General features: G+C 52.7%; 18 protein-coding genes and 1 pseudogene. 11 read left to right on the top strand and 8 right to left on the bottom strand.

Going from position 1 to position 19,212, the window contains the following annotated elements; translation table 11 throughout:
* Positions 1 to 4 precede the first annotated feature (4 nt).
* The 4 genes from EBAPG3_RS03830 (at position 5) to EBAPG3_RS03815 (ending at position 3,878) form a co-directional block, all read left to right on the top strand.
* Complete coding sequence (locus EBAPG3_RS03830) at positions 5 to 2,104, top strand: thioredoxin domain-containing protein (RefSeq protein ID WP_004178154.1); 2,100 nt, start codon at positions 5 to 7, stop codon at positions 2,102 to 2,104.
* Positions 2,105 to 2,115: 11 nt separating this feature from the next.
* The gene (locus tag EBAPG3_RS03825) at positions 2,116 to 2,427 is read left to right on the top strand and encodes a c-type cytochrome (protein ID WP_004178153.1); all 312 of its coding nucleotides are present in this window, start codon (positions 2,116 to 2,118) and stop codon (positions 2,425 to 2,427) included.
* Between the two features lie 154 nt (positions 2,428 to 2,581).
* Positions 2,582 to 3,340 carry a YdcF family protein gene (locus EBAPG3_RS03820; protein WP_004178152.1) on the top strand — a complete coding sequence of 253 codons (759 nt, stop codon included), beginning with the start codon at positions 2,582 to 2,584 and terminating at the stop codon, positions 3,338 to 3,340.
* Between the two features lie 121 nt (positions 3,341 to 3,461).
* Positions 3,462 to 3,878, top strand: coding sequence for an OsmC family protein (locus EBAPG3_RS03815; protein ID WP_004178151.1), 417 nt, complete (start codon positions 3,462 to 3,464; stop codon positions 3,876 to 3,878).
* Positions 3,879 to 3,887: 9 nt separating this feature from the next.
* Here the strand turns inward: EBAPG3_RS03815 and coq7 are convergent, their stop codons facing one another.
* Together coq7 and EBAPG3_RS03805 are read right to left on the bottom strand one after the other, a co-directional pair.
* Complete coding sequence (gene coq7, locus EBAPG3_RS03810; RefSeq protein ID WP_004178150.1) at positions 3,888 to 4,514, bottom strand: 2-polyprenyl-3-methyl-6-methoxy-1,4-benzoquinone monooxygenase; 627 nt, start codon at positions 4,512 to 4,514, stop codon at positions 3,888 to 3,890.
* 138 nt (positions 4,515 to 4,652) lie between these two features.
* Positions 4,653 to 6,029: a (Fe-S)-binding protein gene (locus EBAPG3_RS03805; RefSeq protein WP_040852428.1), complete on the bottom strand. Its 1,377-nt coding sequence runs from the start codon at positions 6,027 to 6,029 to the stop codon at positions 4,653 to 4,655.
* A gap of 213 nt (positions 6,030 to 6,242) precedes the next feature.
* On the opposite strand from EBAPG3_RS03805, the gene EBAPG3_RS03800 reads away from it, so the two are divergent.
* Positions 6,243 to 6,866 carry a TMEM165/GDT1 family protein gene (locus EBAPG3_RS03800; protein ID WP_004178148.1) on the top strand — a complete coding sequence of 208 codons (624 nt, stop codon included), beginning with the start codon at positions 6,243 to 6,245 and terminating at the stop codon, positions 6,864 to 6,866.
* A gap of 13 nt (positions 6,867 to 6,879) precedes the next feature.
* On the opposite strand, the gene EBAPG3_RS03795 is transcribed toward EBAPG3_RS03800, so the two are convergent.
* Entirely contained in the window at positions 6,880 to 7,314 is a 435-nt protein-coding gene (locus tag EBAPG3_RS03795) for a CBS domain-containing protein (RefSeq protein WP_004178147.1), read from the bottom strand.
* A gap of 147 nt (positions 7,315 to 7,461) precedes the next feature.
* A complete protein-coding gene (locus EBAPG3_RS03790; protein WP_004178146.1) occupies positions 7,462 to 8,676 on the bottom strand; it encodes a class I SAM-dependent methyltransferase in 1,215 nt (404 codons plus the stop codon).
* 62 nt (positions 8,677 to 8,738) lie between these two features.
* Between EBAPG3_RS03790 and EBAPG3_RS03785 the strand changes: the two genes are divergently transcribed.
* Positions 8,739 to 9,479, top strand: coding sequence for a pteridine reductase (locus tag EBAPG3_RS03785; RefSeq protein WP_004178145.1), 741 nt, complete (start codon positions 8,739 to 8,741; stop codon positions 9,477 to 9,479).
* Positions 9,480 to 9,540: 61 nt separating this feature from the next.
* Here the strand turns inward: EBAPG3_RS03785 and EBAPG3_RS03780 are convergent, their stop codons facing one another.
* The gene (locus EBAPG3_RS03780) at positions 9,541 to 10,428 is read right to left on the bottom strand and encodes a sterol desaturase family protein (RefSeq protein WP_004178144.1); all 888 of its coding nucleotides are present in this window, start codon (positions 10,426 to 10,428) and stop codon (positions 9,541 to 9,543) included.
* Positions 10,429 to 10,599: 171 nt separating this feature from the next.
* Here EBAPG3_RS03780 and EBAPG3_RS03775 point away from each other — a divergent pair, with 171 nt between their 5' ends.
* From EBAPG3_RS03775 to EBAPG3_RS03755, 5 genes and pseudogenes are all read left to right on the top strand, one after another.
* Positions 10,600 to 11,094 carry an NUDIX hydrolase gene (locus EBAPG3_RS03775; protein WP_004178143.1) on the top strand — a complete coding sequence of 165 codons (495 nt, stop codon included), beginning with the start codon at positions 10,600 to 10,602 and terminating at the stop codon, positions 11,092 to 11,094.
* Between the two features lie 771 nt (positions 11,095 to 11,865).
* A pseudogene (locus EBAPG3_RS03770) lies at positions 11,866 to 11,949 on the top strand (PEP-CTERM sorting domain-containing protein); the annotation flags it as partial.
* A 157-nt stretch (positions 11,950 to 12,106) separates the two neighbouring features.
* Complete coding sequence (locus EBAPG3_RS03765) at positions 12,107 to 12,982, top strand: tetratricopeptide repeat protein (protein WP_004178142.1); 876 nt, start codon at positions 12,107 to 12,109, stop codon at positions 12,980 to 12,982.
* A 360-nt stretch (positions 12,983 to 13,342) separates the two neighbouring features.
* Positions 13,343 to 15,076, top strand: a complete 1,734-nt coding sequence (locus tag EBAPG3_RS03760) for a tetratricopeptide repeat protein (RefSeq protein WP_004178141.1) — start codon at positions 13,343 to 13,345, stop codon at positions 15,074 to 15,076.
* Between the two features lie 102 nt (positions 15,077 to 15,178).
* Positions 15,179 to 15,343, top strand: a complete 165-nt coding sequence (locus EBAPG3_RS03755) for a DUF1349 domain-containing protein (protein WP_004178140.1) — start codon at positions 15,179 to 15,181, stop codon at positions 15,341 to 15,343.
* A gap of 246 nt (positions 15,344 to 15,589) precedes the next feature.
* Here EBAPG3_RS03755 and EBAPG3_RS03750 read toward each other — a convergent pair whose 3' ends face one another.
* From EBAPG3_RS03750 to gatA, 3 genes are all read right to left on the bottom strand, one after another.
* A complete protein-coding gene (locus EBAPG3_RS03750; RefSeq protein ID WP_004178139.1) occupies positions 15,590 to 15,871 on the bottom strand; it encodes a DUF768 domain-containing protein in 282 nt (93 codons plus the stop codon).
* 219 nt (positions 15,872 to 16,090) lie between these two features.
* Positions 16,091 to 17,572, bottom strand: a complete 1,482-nt coding sequence (gatB, locus tag EBAPG3_RS03745) for an Asp-tRNA(Asn)/Glu-tRNA(Gln) amidotransferase subunit GatB (protein WP_004178137.1) — start codon at positions 17,570 to 17,572, stop codon at positions 16,091 to 16,093.
* 99 nt (positions 17,573 to 17,671) lie between these two features.
* The gene (gene gatA, locus EBAPG3_RS03740; RefSeq protein WP_085922080.1) at positions 17,672 to 19,126 is read right to left on the bottom strand and encodes an Asp-tRNA(Asn)/Glu-tRNA(Gln) amidotransferase subunit GatA; all 1,455 of its coding nucleotides are present in this window, start codon (positions 19,124 to 19,126) and stop codon (positions 17,672 to 17,674) included.
* Positions 19,127 to 19,212 lie beyond the last annotated feature (86 nt).

The following is a 19,212-nucleotide window of genomic DNA, read 5'->3' as shown; positions in this document are numbered from 1 at the left end:
ACCCATGCTCAATCATCTTTCCGGCGAAACCAGTCCGTACCTGCTTCAGCACGTGGAAAATCCCGTGGATTGGTATCCCTGGGGAGACGAGGCATTGACGCTGGCCCGCACCGGGAATAAGCCGATACTGCTTTCCATTGGCTACTCGGCCTGTCACTGGTGCCATGTCATGGCACACGAATCTTTTGAAGATGCGGAAGTTGCCGCGGCGATGAACCAGCACTTCGTGAATATCAAGGTGGATCGCGAAGAGCGCCCCGATCTCGACCAGATTTATCAGAGCGCGCTTTACATGCTAACCCAGCGTCATGGCGGCTGGCCACTGACGCTGTTTCTGACACCCGACCAGAAGCCATTTTTTGGCGGTACGTATTTTCCTAAGGCCCCACGCCACGGTCTGCCGGGTTTTCTGGATCTGCTGCCACGCGTCGCCGAAACATATTCCACTCGCGGCGAAGAAATCGAGCGGCAGGGCGCCTCGCTGCTGCGCTCATTTGCCAGCACGCTGCCGTCAGCAGGCTCGCCAACCTCGGCATTTTCGGAACAGCCGCTTGATCAGGCGCTGGCCGAGTTGAGGGACCGGTTCGATTCCGTAAATGGCGGTTTTGGCGATGTGCCGAAATTCCTTCATCCCACCGAGCTGGAATTCTGCTTGCGCCGCTACGTTGCCACCGGCAATGCGGAGACATTGCGCATGGCGGCGCATACCCTGAAAAAAATGGCGGAGGGTGGCATCTACGACCAACTGGGCGGCGGTTTCTGCCGCTACAGCACGGATCAGCACTGGAGCATTCCACATTTCGAAAAAATGCTTTATGACAACGGACCGTTGCTGCGACTCTACGCCGACGCCTGGCTCGCCACTGGAGACCCATTATTCAAACGAGTTGTGGAAGAAACAGCCGAATGGGTGATGCGGGAAATGCAACCACCGGTTGGGGTAGAAGCAGGCATGATGGGCGGGAGTGGATATTACTCAACGCTGGATGCCGATTCCGAAGATGAAGAAGGCAAATTCTATGTATGGGATTACGCTCAAATAGCGCAAATTCTGTCGCCGGAAGAATATGCCGTGGTTGCCCCCTATTACGGGCTCCTGCGTACCCCAAACTTCGAACAGAAACACTGGAATCTGGAAATCACCCAGCCCCTTGCGGACGTTGCCCGGGCTATCGGTATCCAGCATGAAGAAGCACGGCAAAGGCTTGCATCAGGGCGCAGGAAACTTTTTATCGAGCGCGAATTACGCGTGCGCCCGGGCCGCGACGAGAAAATCCTCACCAGCTGGAACGGGTTGATGATCAAGGGAATGACGCGTGCGGGCAATGTTTTCGAACGCTCCGACTGGATCCAATCCGCAACTCTCGCAGTGGATTTCATTCGTTCCACGCTATGGAAGAATAACCGTCTGCTGGCAACCTGCAAGGATGGCAAGGCGCATCTCAATGCCTATCTGGACGATTACGCCTTCCTGCTGGATGGCTTGCTGGAACTGATGCAGGCGGAGTTTCGTCAGGCCGATCTGGATTTTGCCATAGCACTGGCCGATGTGCTGCTGGAGCAATTCGAGGACAAACAGGCGGGAGGTTTTTTCTTCACCAGCCATGACCATGAGAGACTGATACATCGCCCCAAGCCGGGCCTTGATAACGCCACGCCTTCGGGTAATGGCGTGGCGGCATACGCCCTTCAGCGGCTGGGGCATCTGCTCGGCGAATTTCGTTATTTGCAGGCCGCCGAACGTGCTTTGAGTTTGTTCTACCCCACCCTGTCCCGCTATACCAGCTCGTGCTGCAGTTTGTTGGTCGCACTCGAACAATCGCTCTCGCCCCCGCAAATTGTTATACTTCGTGGTCAGGCGCTTGCTTTGACGGAATGGAAAAAAGCATTGCGGTACAGCTCCCCGTACGCTCTGGCATTTGCTTTGCCGCTGGAACTTCTTCGGCTGCCGCCCGGTCTGAATAAACCGGCTGCAACGGATAACGCCGTCAACGCCTGGGTCTGCCAAGGCGTTAAATGCCTACCGGAGATCTCTGACTTGCAGGAATTGCTGCGCGTCTGTGAAATTCAAGGTAAGATTGGTTCTTCTATAATTAACGGATAAAAGGAGTAAGCATGAAAGCTGTCTGGATGGGAGTGGTTGCGGCATCGGCCCTGTTGATGGTGGGTACCGCGCAAGCGAACGCGGACTTGGCGAAAGCCAGCGGTTGCATGAACTGTCACACAGTTGACAAGAAACTGGTCGGACCGGCGCTAAAGGATATCGCCGCCAAGTACAAGGATGATGCAGGCGCCCAGGCCAAGCTGGAAGAAAAAGTGAAGAAAGGAAGCACCGGCGTGTGGGGACCGATCGCGATGCCACCGAATTCCAATGTCAGCGATGCCAATATCAAAACGCTGGTGTCGTTTATTCTATCGCTCAAATAACCGATTTTGTTTAATAAAAAAGCCGGCGCATCAACGCGCCGGCTTTTTTATTTCCCTCTCGTAAAGCGGCATAGCAGAATAGTATGATGTAAATACCGTGCGTACCTATGCCACATCAATAATCGGACATTAAGCTCTTGTATACCAATTAACCATGGGCTGGTTTGCGACTAATCTGGCAAGCGCATTTCTGCTTCTCCCATTGAATCTTATCCTGTTAGGCGTGATGGGGGTGCTGCTTATCAAGCGCCACCCGAGAATAGGCAAGGTTCTGGTTATGCTCGCGCTGACTCTGCTTTATCTGCTGTCCATTCCATTTGTCGCCGAAACCGCGTTGCAAAAGCTGGAGACACCCCCGGCATCCCACTCCTTCGATAATATACAAGCCATCGTAGTACTGGGTGCAGGCACCTATTTCGATGCGCCGGAATATGACGGTGACACCGTGAACCGGCTCGGCCTGGAGCGCATCCGTTATGCCGCGCGGCTGCATCGGTTCACAGGTAAGCCGATATTGGCGACAGGCGGCTCTCCTCTGGGAGGCGACTCTTCGGAGGCGGCGCAAATGAAGGCAGCGCTCGAAGACGAGTTTCGGGTTCCGGTTAAGTGGATAGAGGAGGACTCGTGCAACACCCGCGAGAATGCCTACAAGAGCTTTGCCATTCTCAAAAAAAAAGGGATCAACCGTGTCGCGCTGGTCACTCACGCCTGGCACATGCCAAGAGCGTCGAGGGAGTTCGAACAAGCCGGATTCAAGGTTACACCCGCTGCCACCGCGTACACCACACGATATAAGACAGATGTCTTCGCATTCATCCCGACAACTGGCGCACTGCAAAAGAGCAACTGGTTCCTCCATGAGGTCATTGGCATACTATGGTACCGGCTCATGCCTGCTTCCGGTCAACCATGAAACCCGTCCTGTGAATCAAGGTCTCCGATCTCATCCATCAGTCGCCCCTGGTATCCTGTCTTGGGCGGAGACCGGACGAAAGGATTAAAATAACATTTTGGATTCTTCGAAGAGGAATAGCATGAAAGCACGCATCGAATGGAAGGAAGGAATGAGCTTTCTGGGCGAATCGGGCAGCGGCCACAGCATACTGATGGATGGTCCGCCAGAAGCGGGCGGCAAAAACCGGGGGCCACGCCCCATGGAAATGCTGTTAATGGGAACCGGCGGTTGCGCAGCTTTTGACGTGGTATTGATTCTTAAAAAAAGCCGGCAGGATATCAGCGATTGCGTGGTGGAAATTGAAGCGGAACGGGCACCGGAAGAACCCAAAGTGTTCACCCGCATTCATTTTCATTTTATCCTCACCGGGAAACAACTGAAGCCCGAACAAGCGGAACGGGCGATCAGACTCTCCGCGGAAAAATACTGCTCGGCCTCGATCATGCTGGGAAAAACGGCGGAACTGACCCACGACTTCAGAATCGTGGAGGCATGAGATCTTTCGTCAAACCCAATATGCGGTTTTTGTCATGACTTTTGATCCCAGCTTCATCGCCAGTTTAACAGGCATCGGCAATTCAATGCCGCCGTGGGACATGGCCGCTGTAGCATGTCCGGCTTCGTCCACCTGCATCTGCGCGACAATGGCGCGGCTTTTGCCGTCGTGATGCGGCAACCGCTTTAAATGACCAGCCAGATGGATTTCCACCTGGCGTTCGGTTTCCGCGAGAAACCCAAGATTCCATTTATCGCCCAGCATGCCCGCCAACGCGCCAATGGCAAGTGATCCACCATACCACAGGGGATTCAGCAGGCTCTTGCGCCCATGCAGTTCCGCGATACGTCGCTCCGTCCAGGCAAGATGCTCGGTTTCCTCACGTGCCGATTGCGCCAGGGTGCGCTGCACCTCCGCATCACGTGCGGTAAGGGCTTGCCCCTGATATAGCGCTTGTGCGCAAATTTCGCCGACATGATTGACGCGCATCAGTGCGGTGGATTCATTTTTCTCTGAATCGCTCAGCTCCACTTCCGGCAATTCAGTCCCCGGAACCGGTCGCAATGTTTGCGCAGGCGTCAGCAATGTGCGCAGTGCATGATCGAAACCGATGATGAATTTATCCAGATTCGGCATAATTTCCCAGTAAATGTAGATTTACCCTAAAACCCGCTAGCTGACCGCTCATTTAATAGATCAGCATTATGACCAATAACAATATTTCTTGTTATTTGACTCTCACCCTGGTTAGGCTGCCCACCAGCGGATTCAGGATTATGACGCCATACCCATCTGCCGCGCCAGTAGTGTTACCGGATGCAGCACCTCGATCTCCGAGCCTGTCTCACGCAATGCGCTGGCAATATGCATGGCGCAACCAACGTTGGATGTGGCAAGGTAATGCGCGCCACTTGCATCCAGCGCGGTTATTTTATCACGCAGCAGTCCCCGTGCCATCTCCGGCTGGTCCAGAAAATATGTCCCGGCCGCGCCACAGCACTGATCATTCCCGGCCAACGGGGCCACCTCAGCGCCCGGAACGCGCGCCAGCAATGTATAGGAGTGCGCCGAACCGCGCAAGACATTGCGCAGGGTGCATGGTTCATGCACTACGATTTTGTGCGGCAACGGCTCGGGCTTTATGTTGTCCCATCCCTCCGCCTTTGCCAGAAATGCACTGATATCCATCACTTTGGCGGAAAAATTTCCGGCCTCCTCTTCCGCATGCAGTGACTGAAGGATTTGGTACTCCGGCGTTTCCGATGCATTACAAAGGGGGTATTCCGTCAATTGCACGCCACAACCCGACGCAGTGCTGATGATTGCGTGCAAATCCAGTCCCGGGCCCTCAAAAGCCCTCGTATTCTGTTGCGCCAGCTGCACCGCCGCTTGCCTGTCCCCGCCATGTTGATGCAAGGCGCCGCAACATGTCTGCGTGGGCGGCACATGCACCGTGTAACCCAGATGGTTAAGCACGAATATTGCAGAATTGAGCGTTTCAACATCCGTCAGCCGCGCGACACAGCCGAGGAACAGCCCGACTTCACCGCGCGGATTTCCGATTGAGGGATAAACGGCCTGCCATGTATTGGCCACGCCACCTTTACCGCGCAAGGTGCAAGGCATGCCGACGGGCGGTAATTGCCTCTCCAGCACGGCGAGCTTTGTTTTTCCAAGCAAGCCTGATTTTCGGATGGCTTTCTGCAAACCTGTCTTCTGGTAAAAACGCAGGAGCGGTCGCAATGCATCCAGGCGGCCGGATTTAGCGAGTATTTCATTTTCCATCCATCGCCGAAACCAGGATTTCCGCGTTACCGCTCCCTCTTTCAGGAGATCCGGGTATGATGACGAAATCATGGCGCGGGTTCCGTCCACCAGTTTCCCGTAGCTTACGTGGTTCGGGCAAACCGCCTCGCAAGCGCGACAGGTGAGACAGCGGTCTATGTGCAAAACAAAGCGCGCATTCATTGGAATGCGGTGGCTGGCAACACCGCTCATCAGGGCGATGCGCCCGCGGGGCGAATCAGCTTCAGACAACGTTATACGGTACGTGGGACAATGCGGCAGGCAAAGCCCGCATGCGACGCAGCGATTGGCTTCGGCAATGAGTGTATCGACAGAAAAATCGGGTGGAAGGTCAGAAGGTTTCATGATCATCTCCGCTGAACAGAATGATCGTAGACCCATTTTTGTTAGAACCGCAGTACATTCGAAGAGTCTACCCCCTAACACATACAAAGACAAAAGAACTCGTCACCGGCATCTCGGGATCAACATACAGAATAAATCCGATATCATCATCGGACAACTTATAGGCAATGCAGTATCGATCATTTGAATCACTAGTTGAGCAAAGAACGATATGTGACAGCGAAATCGCGCTACAATTCCCCGCCCGTTCTTCTCTCCATACGCTCAATCTTGGAAGCCTTTTTTACCTCTACCCTGCTGGTTGCTCTTGCCGAAATCGGCGACAAGACTCAACTTCTTTCATTTGTTCTGGCTGCCAAACTACGGCGGCCTTATCCCATCATGGCGGGTATTTTCGTTGCCACTTTGCTTAATCACGCGTTGGCGGCTTCGGTCGGCGCCTGGCTGGCAAGCCTGATCTCTCCGCAATCGCTCAACTGGATCGTCGGACTGTCGTTCATCGGTTTCGGATTATGGGCGCTGAAGCCCGACACGCTCGATGGGAATCCTCGCATCTTCGGTGCCGGCGTGTTCGTTACCACGCTGATCGCTTTCTTCATGGCGGAAATGGGAGACAAAACCCAGTTTGCGACGGTGGCGCTGGCAGCGCGCTACGATGAGCTGACGGCGGTAGTACTGGGAACCACACTCGGCATGATGCTCGCCAACGCGCCCGCGGTCTGGATTGGCGAGGCACTTGCCGACCGTATCAATATGAAGTGGGTACGATGGTTCGCGGCGGCTTCATTCTTGCTGATGGGTATCTGGTCGCTGGCCGGCAACGCAGGATCCCATTGATAACTTACTTCACTCAGCGGATGCCGTGGATATAACGTTCGAGCTGGTTGATAATGAATTCCTGGCCCGAAATCGCATCCTTGACCAGGTCGCCGATGGAAATAATACCGACCACTGCATTGTTTTCCAGCACCGGCAAATGGCGTACCCGCATCTCGGTGACCAGTGCCATGCAATCCTCGGCCGTATAATCGGGACTTACATATGCCACTTGTGCGGTCATCAGTTCTTTTACCCGAATGTCTTTCGCGGATTTATCCAGCAGGTATGCCTTGCGCGAATAATCCCTTTCAGTGAAGATGCCGGCCAATTTTCCATTCTCCAGTACCAGGAGTGCACCAATGTTCTTGGTGGCCATCAATTCCATCGCATCGTACACCGATTTATCCGGCTCGATGCTCGCCACTTCGTATCCCTTTCCTTGCAGTAATTGCCTTACAGTCGCCATGGCACCATTCCCCACGCTCAGTTTAAATATCCGAAAACCTGCTTATCAAGCTCATCCAATCATAACACGGCAAAGACAGGACTTGGCAGCTTGTCCCCCTAGGGTGTGCCATGGAAACATTCAAATTCCACGGCAACTGCTACATTCCTACAATAGGCGGCTTTTATCGCCATGGGTGAATCCAATAAGTGGCTGGGAAATATTCTTGCCGAAAGCGATGGCCTTGAATAATTCACCCATTTCGGCAGGGCTCACCAGCTTTTGTAACTGATTTGCCAGCGGCAAATACTCCTTTACGTTCTCCGCCGGTATTCGCGCCAGACTTTCGGTTATTCCGCAGTTGATGAGGAAGTGCGCCTGGGTGGTATAACCCAGCAGCTCCAACCCGGCTTTTGTGGCCGCTTCCGCAACGGCACTGAAGTCCACATGACTGGTAATGTCCTGCAGACCCGGCAGGTAAAACGGATTGTCATGCGCATGATGCCGATAATGGCACATCAGTGTCCCGAGGTTACGCTGTGGATGGTAATACTCGCCGCGCCCGAAACCATAGTCGATAAGCACTATAGCGCCCTGCTGCAGAATTTTCGCGAGACTGACCATAAAACCCCGCGCGGCAAGACCGATTTCGCTGATATATTCACTCACATCATTCACGCTATCGCCGCTGCTGCCGGACGCAATCCAGGGAGTTAATTCGCGCGCAGCCTCGAAAAGCTCTCCTTCCCCCAGTGGGCGTTCACTCCACCCAAACTCATCGCCCCTCGATGCGCCCGACGTCAGACCGCGCTCGAACAGACCGGAATTGTGCCACGCCACCAGATGCACCGGCATCGCATCCAGGACTTCGTTGGCTAGCATCAATCCATTAAACTTGGCGGGTAAACGTTCCAGCCACACAACCCGCAACAGGAGCTGCGGCGCGTGCCGTTCGAATAATTGACGTTGCCGCTGTTGAAGCTCCGCGCTGACCTCAAGAATAAAATACCGTCTCGGTAAACTGCCCAATCTTTCCAGTTCAAGCAGCAAATCGAACGCGAGTTTGCCCGTACCCGCTCCGAATTCCAGAATATCGCCACCGCCATCCGTGAGTTCCAGCACTTGCACCGCCTGTCGTGCCACTGCGTGCCCGAATAGCGGCGAGATTTCCGGCGCAGTGACAAAATCTCCCTCCTGGCCAAATTTGGCTGCGCCGCCGCTGTAGTAACCCAACCCCGGCGCATATAACGCCAGCTTCATATAATGTGCAAACGAAATCCAGCCGCCCGCGGCGGCAAGTTCAGCATCAATGAGTTCCTTTACGGCGCGGCAATGCTGAAGGGCTGCTTCGCTCGGGACAGGTAGTGGCGGGAGTGGTTGCATTGGCGCTATGCTACACAAAATTGTTGTGCGAGTTTACAGGCACAAGTGTAGAGGAGATACTGATGGAAGGGAAAGTCATACTCATCACCGGCGGAGCCAAGCGAGTAGGTGCCGCGACCTGCCGCAGGCTGCACGCGCGAGGTGCAAATCTCGTCGTGCATTATCGGGCATCAGCGGGGGAAGCCCGAGCATTGCAGGCTGAGCTGAATCAAGTCCGCCCCGGCTCGGTGACGCTGGCGCAAGCCGATCTGCTCGACATTGCGCGACTACCCGACCTCATTGCTGAAACCATGAATCATTTCGGAAAACTCGATGCCTTGGTGAATAATGCCTCCAGCTTTTTCCCCACACCGCTGGGAGAAATCACGGAAGCGATGTGGGATGATCTTATCGGCAGCAACCTGAAGGTCCCGCTGTTTCTATCCCAAGCGGCGGCCCCACAACTCAGAAAACAACATGGCTGCATCGTCAATATCGTCGATATCCACGCGGAGTGGCCGCTGAAAAGGTACGTGATATACAACGCCGCCAAAGGAGGCCTGGCGGCACTCACCCGATCACTGGCCCAGGAGCTTGGGCCGGAAATCCGCGTAAACGGTATTTCACCCGGGCCCATCCTATGGCCCGAAAATGGCGAGTGGAAGGAGGAAGCGGTACGCCGGCATATTGTCGAGAGGACGCTCCTGAAACGCACGGGCGAACCGGACGACATCGCTAGAACAGTGGCTTTTCTGATTGCCGATGCGCCTTATATCACCGGTCAGATCATCGCGGTGGATGGCGGACGTAGTGTGAATTTATAGGGGTCGCGAAGGCAAACCGCATCAAGGGGTAAACTTAGCGCACTCCTCGGCACCGTAAAATTCAGTTCTGTTCTTCCGTTTCCCTTGCCGGCGATTCACCGCCAGATCCCCGGTCCACCTCGCGCGCATTGATGGGGTAGCTGTGGACAGGCCCGATGAAAGGCTGAATCAGCATTCGATCGAGTCGCTCCCAAGCCGGTTCACGGAACAGGTTGATGCCAATTGTCATCCATTCATGCCCATCGCGGGGCTGGTCTTGGTACGTGCCCAGTAGCCGATCCCACCACGGCAGATTGAATCCGAAGTTGGAGTTTGTCTCGTTAGGGTGCCAGGAATGGTGGACCCGGTGCATGTCGGGTGTAACCACCAGCCAGCGCAGAACCCTGTCGATGGGTAGAGAGATGCGCACATTGCCATGGTTGAACAATGAGGTGGCATTGAGTAATACCTCGAAAATCAGCACCGCAAGCGCTGGCGCTCCAAGTGCGGTTACAACCATCAGCTTGATGCCCATGGAGAGTACCATTTCAATCGGATGAAAACGCACCCCGGTGGTTACATCAAAATCGAGATCGGCATGATGCAAACGATGCAGCCGCCAGAGCGAGGGCACAGCGTGAAATAGCACATGCTGAAGGTAAATGGCGAGATCAAGGACCACTACGGCAATCAACACCGCAATCCATTCCGGAAGGGTAAAAACGTTCAACAATCCCCAGCCGCGCTCTTTTCCCAGCAATGCAACGCCAATGGCAGCTGTGGGAAATACGATACGAAGCACCAGTGTATTCAGCGCCGCGATGCCGAGATTACCCGGCCAACGCTTGAGCCGCGCGAGACTCCGCCTACGCCGCGGTATCAGCACTTCCAAAATACCGACAGCAGCGAGGATCGCGACAAAAAACCCCAGCCGGACAACCGGCTCGACCTCTGAAATGGTTTCGACCACCCTTATTCTCCCAACTCGGGTGCGAGACTTGGCCCCATGATTGGGATGTATTTAATTATGGGCTTGGCCCCACAGCGTGATTCCAGATCGAATTATTGTCACATTCATCCATCCACAAACCTTGCATGTTTTACTATATAACAATTAGGAGTTTTCGCGAACAACATACATATGACCCCAACCAGCGCCGGCCTCCTTCTCTACCGTTTAAAAACCAATCACCTTGAAGTCCTGCTTGTTCACCCCGGTGGACCATTTTGGGCCAAAAAAGACCTTGGGGCATGGTCAATAGCGAAAGGCGAGTATGAGGAAGGTGAAGCTCCCCTCCAGGCCGCGTTGAGAGAATTCTTTGAAGAAACGGGGTATCGGCCAACCGGGCCGTATTTACCCCTTACAGCTCGCAGGCAGCCGAGCGGAAAAATCATCGACGTATGGGCAGCTGAGAGCAATTGGGATGCTTCCAACCTGGTTTCAAATACATTCAGCATGGAGTGGCCCAGGGGATCTGGCAAAATTCGTGACTTCCCGGAGGTAGACCGTGCTGAGTGGTTCGATATAGCAGAAGCCACTCGCCGCATTCTTCCGGGCCAACTGGGATTTCTCCAAGAACTGCATGAGAAGCTCACGGGGTGCGCTGCTCATTTTTTCAATTCATTTTATGAATGATAAAGGACGTTATCATTCATAATAAAAAGAGCTGAGAGGAGGGCTTGCTCAGCCATTTTACCGTTCAATTATGACTTTCCGAACTCGTCGTCCAGTTCTTGCAAAAGGTTCTGTACCGCCTCGTCCCTGACCAGCATCTAGTGAAGATCAGCCCAATTGACGTACCGGGGACGCCTGCAGCAACCTCGCGCCAGAGATCGTTAATCCGGCGCAACACCATCAAGATTAGCTGGTCCGTGGCGGCGAGCAGGCAGTAACGTAGGAAGCAGCCAACCCCCATTGTGCGTGCCGGCTCCTTGATCTTGGCGCCCGCCGACGGCGCTTCTGACGCTCGTTGTCTGACTCAAGTTGCAGCCCTTTCGACGCGATGCAATCCATGCTACCGCTCCTATCATTGACACCGGGACCGTACCGCTTCCTGGGATAGTCTGTTCGGCTCAAGCCTAAAGCACATACTCGTCAGTTGGTTTCGTATCCTATAAAATGCTCGATATTTCAGCTTCCTGGATTCCGGTCCGACTTTCGCTTCCGTGCTACTCCCGAATGTCAGCGATGGTCAGTTTGACCTGTATCTATGGAGCGGTACAGAGTGGGTATTCAATGCAACACTGAGTGGGGGTGCCGACCATGTTTTCGGTGGCCTGGGCGTGGATCGGTTCTGCATCGTCGGCATTGAGACCGGCGCGGGACTGGATCCGAATTCCGCTACTGCATTCGTTACTGGTGTGACTTTAGTTGGTACTGGCCAAGCCGTAATGCACATGATCAGAACCCCAAATTTACGCCATGTTGCTGGCTGGGTTGGGACTGCTGGGTTTTACTACACGTCGCAGGAAAGAATCGGCTTCAGTTTAGATAATCCTATGTTCATAGCAGGTTTGTGCCGGAACTTCTGGGGGAGTAGCAGATTTTGCTCATACCGTAGAATTATCAATTACTGCTCCAAATGGGGTAACGTGGACTTCGGATTCTGGTCAGTACTCGTGCGGTTCCTGAACCAGAAACGTACATCATGGTGAATATGTCAAATCTTCCAATCCAAGGGACTATGCCAAATCTAACGAGGGGGTATCAGCACTTATTCGCCAACCTGGTAATTGGGTTAGGCTTGTTGTCTTTAACCGGGTGCGTCACTCCTATTCCACGGCATTCATTTCAAACTCAAGCGCAAACTCTAGATCAAGCGCGAGCTCAAGGGATAGCTCTAGATCAAGCGTACGCTCAAGGAATAGCTAAAGCGCAAGCTCAAGTACAAAATCAAGCGCAAACTCTAGCGCAAAAATACTATCAGCGCGGCTTTAACTATGAAACAGGAACGTGTGTTGCCAAAAATATCGAGGAGGCTCGAAGGTGGTATCAGCTGTCTGCCCAGTTTGGGAACCCTTCGGCGAAAATTGGCCTAGCCCGGCTTGATCAGGCGCTAGTCCAACGTGGAGTAACCCAGAACATCCCGGCTGCCAAGCCTACATCCAAAAATGTTAGTCCTGCCTATGTTGATAAAACCCAGCATGATATAAAAACTGAGACGGTGCACGGAGGCGAGAATTATTTACTCGGGGTTAAATATGAATCAGGGATCGGTGTACCAAAAAGTATCGAGGAAGCGAAAAAATATTATCGGCTGTCTGCAGGCCAGGGCAATGCATTAGCAAAAGTTCGTTTGCAAGAATTTGGTGAGGAAGTAATTAAGGATAACGATCCTGCGAGCCAGTTAGCTAAATTTGCGTCTCTTGAGAAAAGCATTGGGCAAACCATTCAAGTACTAACGGATAATTCTGTTAGAGAGTTGGAACGTATTCAGCGCGAAGCTTCTTATGAGATACAGCGAAAGGAGGCAGAAAGAAGGGAGGAGGACAGAAGGTATGAACAGGGGTGCGTGGATCCATAACAACAAGACAGTTTATGGATGAAACATTCAAATTATCATGTAGTGGTCAAGTAATTTCAGACACTGAGATAGGTGGTGTTGCTGTCATTATCCGTTCATAGGCGGTGGGGAACAGGTAGCCCAATTTCAAGTACGGCCGATACCGTTGTAGAAGCTGACGATGTAATCGGCAATATCGCGCTGATCGAGCAAGCTCTGGTATTAGAGACTGGTATAACGACTGCCCCGATCAGAATGCAATAGCATTTCAGGTTCTGCCGTGTGCTGCTGAACTGCCATGCGCAAGGCCGAGGACACAGATGCATGACGCGATGGTAAATATGCTCACTGAGCAGAAATCAGATTAATAACAGGAATACCATGACAAAAAATAAAAATATTATCATCGGTTTGATTACGGGATTGACAGTCTTTTATTTTCAAGTTTCCGTAGCAGCTGCCGGAGTGACTTCATCGCCTATACCGATAAATAGCCCGGAAGCCAAAAGATTATTGGCTCCGTATGAGAAGCTTGTCAGAGAAAATCCAGTGGAAGCTGAGAGGATAAAAAATCTTGCCATTCACCAAAAGTTTTCCAGGGATTTCAAAAAAACAGATATCCAGCAATTCGCCGCTCAGAGCTATAGGCCCGAGATGACGCAATTGGCTCTAATAGAATATTACAAGGAAGAACAAAGGCGAGAAAAACTAGAAGCGGCTAAACCCAAACCAAGGCAGACAGATCCTTATGATAAGTTATCTCATGAAGATAAATTGGCAGTTTCCCTTGCTGCTCTTCGCCGTTATGATATTGCGCATGATACCGGCAATATCCTGTGGATTCATGGGGAGAAGGCTAATAAGGAACTCCAAGAGTTTTTAGCCCCTGACGGCGGTTGGTTTAATAGAGAGGCTATAGCTATTCGGGACGCGAAAGGAATTGGGGGGGACTTAGATAAGCGGTATAGACAAAAAAAAGAAGAGAACATGGCTGAACTTAGAAATAACCCACCCGAACCTGATAGGGCGAATCGATGGATAATAAGTGAGCGTAATGCAATAGCCGGAAACCCTTCCAAATTAGGTGAAGCCAAAAATTTCTATGGAACGACGCGACGTGGCGGGGTTATTGATACAACCATTGCTAATGGCGGTAATGACTGGTGCAAGAGCATGGAAGAAAAAACCGGTTTGCCCGAGTATTTTAAAAAGCCAAATCAAGTCATGCGTTGTGAGAGAGTTTATGTTGCTTATGATGTGCTGCCTACCCTGGTACTACGCGATCGTCCGGATATATCCGTTGTGATGGATATCCAACCCAATAATAAATGCCCGACCGTCATCCCAATTAAAATTCAGAGCTCCAATAAAAACGATTTTCGCGACGAGAATATTCTCGGCAAGGTGATAGCTTGGGCACAGACTACTGTTTCGACTACTTGCCGTTATTCCACTGGCATAAAATTGATAGGTATCGTCAATAATCAAATTATCTATCAGGGAATAGCCGCACGTGCGAACCGCTGGGCCTTATCTGAAATCGGTGGTGAAGAATCAATATTTCCTGCTCATATAAATTGGTCCACTACTCTCAACCCGATTACTCCCACAGATGAGTTACTCCGCCTTGGAGAGCAATATGCATACGGCAAAGGAGTTCCTCGCGATAATAAAAAGGCTGTGGAATTGTTTCACTCGGCAGCCGAAGAAGGGAACTCTGAAGCTCAATATAAACTTGCCGTGATGCTTGAACAAGGGCACGGGATTTCACAGGACTTTCAATCTGCATTTGACTGGTATTCCAAGGCGGCGAAACAAGGGCATGCTGGGGCCAAAAATAACATCGGGATTATGTACGAAAAAGGCCTAGGGATGCCTAAAAATCCTAAGGAGGCGTTTACTTGGTATCGTATGGCATCGTGGGATGGACTAGGGCTTGGGCACTACAACCTTGGAAATGCGTACTTTAAGGGAACCGGTGTAATGAAAGATGTGAGAAGCGCATTCGTATATTTCCGGATGGCAGAAAGCCTAGGGGTATCTGAGGCTACTGAGAAATTGAAGGAAGTTGAAACAACTTTGCAAGGTATGCCCCGTCCCGTCCCTAATTTGTGATGAAAACAACCTCGGCTGACTGAGAAAAATTATCGCATCTTTTCGACCAAACGTTCATCGACCAGGCTTAGTAACGATTGCCAGCAGCGATGCTTGAATAGTGTGACGGAATTTTCGGCGGTTCCGGCTTACATCCCCTACTCGGACTGGTCAACACAGCCAATCGCCGCGGAAGTGCGTACCGTTTGGTTTCGAGTCCAGGCCGAAGACAACGACTACATCGTCGAGTCCTCGTTCAATGGTCAGGAGTGGGAGCAATTCGAATAGCGCGCCTGCTTGAACGGCCGGCAGTGAAATCAGTGTCATGTGGTTTGTACGCCTGTAGCCCAAAGGCAGCAGGTTACGAAGCGGAATTCTCGTTCCTGCGCTTCGAGCCAGACCGGTTACGTTAGGTGCAACATGGAAGGCGCAACGGGCGCCGCGAGCCATCTAACCCTTCGTTCCAGCGGACTGCCTTTGGCAGCCGCTGAACTCAAACGTTAGGCGTCACAAGAACAGTCCTTCATGCGGGGCTCAGTCGCCATCTTCATTCTCCCGCGCAAGTTGCGACTTGAGATGATAGGCATCGATGTCAAAGTCTCTGCTGTCCGAGACCGCGGCCAGTACCAGGGGCGTAACGCGCTCCCGCTCCTCCTCGGTCTCGAAGTTTGTGAAGTTGGCCGCAGCGGCCTCGGCGAACAGTTTCTCCGACAGCCGCTTTGTCTTTACTTCATGACTCTCTATGTCGAAATTGGCGCCGGGAGGGATGTTTTCCTCGATCCATGTGTCGACCCACCTCAGGAAGCGATTGCTCATGACTGCCCACCCATCTTCTGCGTTGAGTTCGGCGCCGGTCGCCCCTCATGGGAGCATTTTACCGATGATAAATAGGTTATCAATTGTAAATTCACAATGTTCAAATTCGTTATGCAAGGATTCATCTTGCTATTTGATCTACTCACGAGATGGACAACATAACACCGTGAATCCTGGTTTGTAAATTGATATTGGGGACTGACGGGATATCATCAATGCTCATTCCACCAGCTTCTTTTTTAATATCTCATTCACTTGCGCCGGATTGGCCTTGCCCTTGGCGACCTTCATTACTTGGCCAACCAAGGCATTAAAGGCTTTCTCCTTGCCAGCCCTGAATTCTTCCACGGATTTTGCATTGGCGGCGATCACCTCGCCGACCAATTTTTCCAGTGCACCTGAATCGGAGATCTGCTTCAATCCCTGCGACTCGATGATCTGGTCGGCAAGACCCATATCCCACCCCGATTCGCGGCGCTTCCATGCCACGGGCTGTGCGCTCACCTTGACCCACATCTGTTTGAATACTTCCTTCGCAATCTTGCCTGAGATGGTGCCATCCTTGATACGCGTCAGAAGCTGTGCAAGTTGCTCCGGAGATAGCGGACAGCTGTCAAAAAACTTTCCTTCGTCATTCAGATAGCCTGAGATATCGCCCATTACCCAGTTTGCACAAAGTTTAGGGTCGGAAGGGAGTTTATCGATAACCGCTTCGTAGTATTCCGCAATTTCCCGGTCCCCTGTCAAAGCCGCCGCGTCATAGGTGGAAAGGCCATAGTCGCGCTCAAGGCGGGCTCGCATTTGCTGCGGCAATTCGGGTAACCCACGCCGCACTTCCGCAATCCAGTCTTCCCCGATTTCCAGCGGCAACAAATCCGGGTCAGGGAAGTAGCGGTAATCCTGCGCGTCTTCCTTGCTGCGCATGGCGCGGGTTTCATCCTTCTCCGAATCGTAGAGCCGAGTTTGCTGTTGTATGGTTCCGCCATCTTCAAGGATTTCTATCTGCCGTCTGGCCTCGTAATCAATCGCTTTCTCAAGAAAGCGGAACGAGTTGAGGTTTTTTATCTCGCAGCGGGTACCTAGTTTGTCCGATCCCTGTGGGCGAACGGATACATTGGCGTCGCACCGGAACGACCCTTCCTGCATATTGCCGTCGCAAATGCCAATCCAGCGCACCAGCGAGTGCAGTGTTTTGGCATACACAACCGCTTCCGCACTGCTGCGCATATCGGGCTCGGAAACGATCTCCAGCAGGGGAGTGCCGGCACGGTTCAGATCGATGCCGGTCATGCCATGAAAATCCTCATGCAGTGACTTTCCCGCATCCTCTTCCAGATGCGCACGGGTGAGGCGAATGACTCTTTCAACCTCGCCAGATTGAATCGTGACGCTGCCGCCTTCAACCACCGGTAATTCGTACTGGCTGATCTGATAACCTTTGGGCAAGTCGGGATAGAAATAATTCTTCCGCGCAAAAATTGAGGGCGAATTGATTTTGCCACCCACTGCCAGACCCAGTTTGATCGCCCGCTCCACTGCGCCACGATTCAATACCGGCAATACACCCGGCAACGCGAGATCGACCGCGCAAGCCTCGGTGTTGGGCGCCGCGCCAAATGCGGTCGAAGCCCCGGAGAATATTTTTGATTGGGTCGAGAGCTGAGTATGCACTTCAAGACCGACAACGATTTCCCATTGCATTGCAAGTATCCTTTCTATCCAACAACTCTAACCCCGACACCCGGAGAAAATTGGAACAATCATGGATTATTCGCAGAGTCTATGGGTGGCGGATCAAGCCTATAGTGGAATAGGCATGCGAATATGCCAATCGGTCGCCCGCTGGTATTGGTGAGCCACATTCAGCATTTGCGCTTCCGCAAAATAATTGCCGATAATGTGTAATCCCACCGGCCTGTTTTGGTTGCCAAAACCTGCAGGAATGGACATGGCTGGCAATCCGGCAAGGTTAACCGCGATGGTGTAGGCATCGGATAAATACATCTGTACCGGATCGCTGCTTTTCTCTCCCAGATTGAACGCGACCGTGGGCGATGTGGGTCCCATGATGATGTCGCACTGTTTGAATGCCTCGATAAAATCCTGTGCAATCAGACGGCGCAGTTTCTGTGCCTGAATATAGTACGCGTCATAGTACCCGTGCGATAGCACATACGTGCCAATCAGAATGCGGCGCTTCACTTCCGCGCCGAAACCCTGGGCACGGCTTTTGCGATACATGTCGTTGAGGTCTACATATTCCGGAGCACGATAGCCATAACGCACGCCATCGAAACGCGAGAGGTTACTCGATGCCTCTGCCGGGGCCAGTACGTAATAAACAGGCACGGAGAGTTTCGTGGAAGGCAGCGACACCTCTACTGTCTTGGCACCCAGCTTGCTGTATTCGGCGATGGCCGCGTCCACGGCACGCGCTACATCAGCGTTTATTTCCTTGACGAAATATTCCTTCGGCAAACCAACACGCAAGCCCTCCAGCGGCTTTTCCAGATTGCGCGTGTAATCTTCCGGCTCGCGCTGCAGACTGGTCGAATCGCGCGCATCGAATCCTGTCATGACATTCAGCATTAACGCCAGATCTTCCGCTGATTTCGCCATGGGTCCGCCCTGGTCGAGGCTGGAAGCAAACGCGATCATGCCGTAGCGCGATACCAGTCCATAAGTGGGCTTGATGCCTGAGATTCCGCATAGCGCCGCGGGCTGACGGATTGAACCGCCCGTATCGGTGCCGGTCGCGGCGGGAGCCATGCGCGCGGCGACGGCACAGGCCGAGCCGCCAGAACTGCCGCCCGGGACGGCCGTACTATCCCATGGATTTTTCACCGGTCCATAAAAGGAGGTTTCGTTGCTCGACCCCATGGCGAATTCATCCATATTGGTTTTGCCGATATTCACTGCCCCGGCCGCATTGAAACGCTCGATCACGTGGGCATCGTAAGGCGAAATAAAGTTCGACAGCATCCGCGATCCACAGGTGGTAAGCCATCCCTTGGTACAGAAAATATCCTTCTGGGCAATGGGAATGCCGGTTAGCGGATGCGCCTGGCCGGCCGCGATCATCGCATCGGCGGCTCGTGCCTGGGCAAGGCTTGTCTCTTCATCGATAGTAATGAAAGCGTTGTAGTCCGGATTCAGTGACTTTGAGCGCTCAAGAAACTCCCTGGTCAGTTCAGTGCTGGAGATTTTTCTTGCCGCAAGCAAGGCAGAGAGTTGCGTGACGCCGAAGTTCAACATGGTATTTTTGAAGCGAAGCAGATCATGGAAAGATGACAGGAAAGTACCAGGGCAAGGCAATGGGGCTTTGGAACAAGTATTCCGTA

The sequence above is a fragment of the Nitrosospira lacus genome (assembly GCF_000355765.4).
In the GTDB taxonomy this organism is placed as follows: domain Bacteria; phylum Pseudomonadota; class Gammaproteobacteria; order Burkholderiales; family Nitrosomonadaceae; genus Nitrosospira; species Nitrosospira lacus.
This window is presented reverse-complemented; position numbering and strand designations above follow the sequence as displayed.

What these genes read in the sequence shown, in the direction of transcription:
- EBAPG3_RS03830 (WP_004178154.1), top strand. Translation starts at nt 5, where the DNA reads ATGCTCAATCATCTTTCCGGCGAAACCAGTCCGTACCTGCTTCAGCAC.
- EBAPG3_RS03825 (WP_004178153.1), top strand. Translation starts at nt 2,116, where the DNA reads ATGAAAGCTGTCTGGATGGGAGTGGTTGCGGCATCGGCCCTGTTGATG.
- EBAPG3_RS03820 (WP_004178152.1), top strand. Translation starts at nt 2,582, where the DNA reads ATGGGCTGGTTTGCGACTAATCTGGCAAGCGCATTTCTGCTTCTCCCA.
- EBAPG3_RS03815 (WP_004178151.1), top strand. Translation starts at nt 3,462, where the DNA reads ATGAAAGCACGCATCGAATGGAAGGAAGGAATGAGCTTTCTGGGCGAA.
- coq7 (WP_004178150.1), bottom strand. Translation starts at nt 4,514, where the DNA reads ATGCCGAATCTGGATAAATTCATCATCGGTTTCGATCATGCACTGCGC.
- EBAPG3_RS03805 (WP_040852428.1), bottom strand. Translation starts at nt 6,029, where the DNA reads ATGAAACCTTCTGACCTTCCACCCGATTTTTCTGTCGATACACTCATT.
- EBAPG3_RS03795 (WP_004178147.1), bottom strand. Translation starts at nt 7,314, where the DNA reads ATGGCGACTGTAAGGCAATTACTGCAAGGAAAGGGATACGAAGTGGCG.
- EBAPG3_RS03790 (WP_004178146.1), bottom strand. Translation starts at nt 8,676, where the DNA reads ATGCAACCACTCCCGCCACTACCTGTCCCGAGCGAAGCAGCCCTTCAG.
- EBAPG3_RS03785 (WP_004178145.1), top strand. Translation starts at nt 8,739, where the DNA reads ATGGAAGGGAAAGTCATACTCATCACCGGCGGAGCCAAGCGAGTAGGT.
- EBAPG3_RS03775 (WP_004178143.1), top strand. Translation starts at nt 10,600, where the DNA reads ATGACCCCAACCAGCGCCGGCCTCCTTCTCTACCGTTTAAAAACCAAT.
- EBAPG3_RS03765 (WP_004178142.1), top strand. Translation starts at nt 12,107, where the DNA reads ATGGTGAATATGTCAAATCTTCCAATCCAAGGGACTATGCCAAATCTA.
- EBAPG3_RS03760 (WP_004178141.1), top strand. Translation starts at nt 13,343, where the DNA reads ATGACAAAAAATAAAAATATTATCATCGGTTTGATTACGGGATTGACA.
- EBAPG3_RS03750 (WP_004178139.1), bottom strand. Translation starts at nt 15,871, where the DNA reads ATGAGCAATCGCTTCCTGAGGTGGGTCGACACATGGATCGAGGAAAAC.
- gatB (WP_004178137.1), bottom strand. Translation starts at nt 17,572, where the DNA reads ATGCAATGGGAAATCGTTGTCGGTCTTGAAGTGCATACTCAGCTCTCG.
- gatA (WP_085922080.1), bottom strand. Translation starts at nt 19,126, where the DNA reads ATGTTGAACTTCGGCGTCACGCAACTCTCTGCCTTGCTTGCGGCAAGA.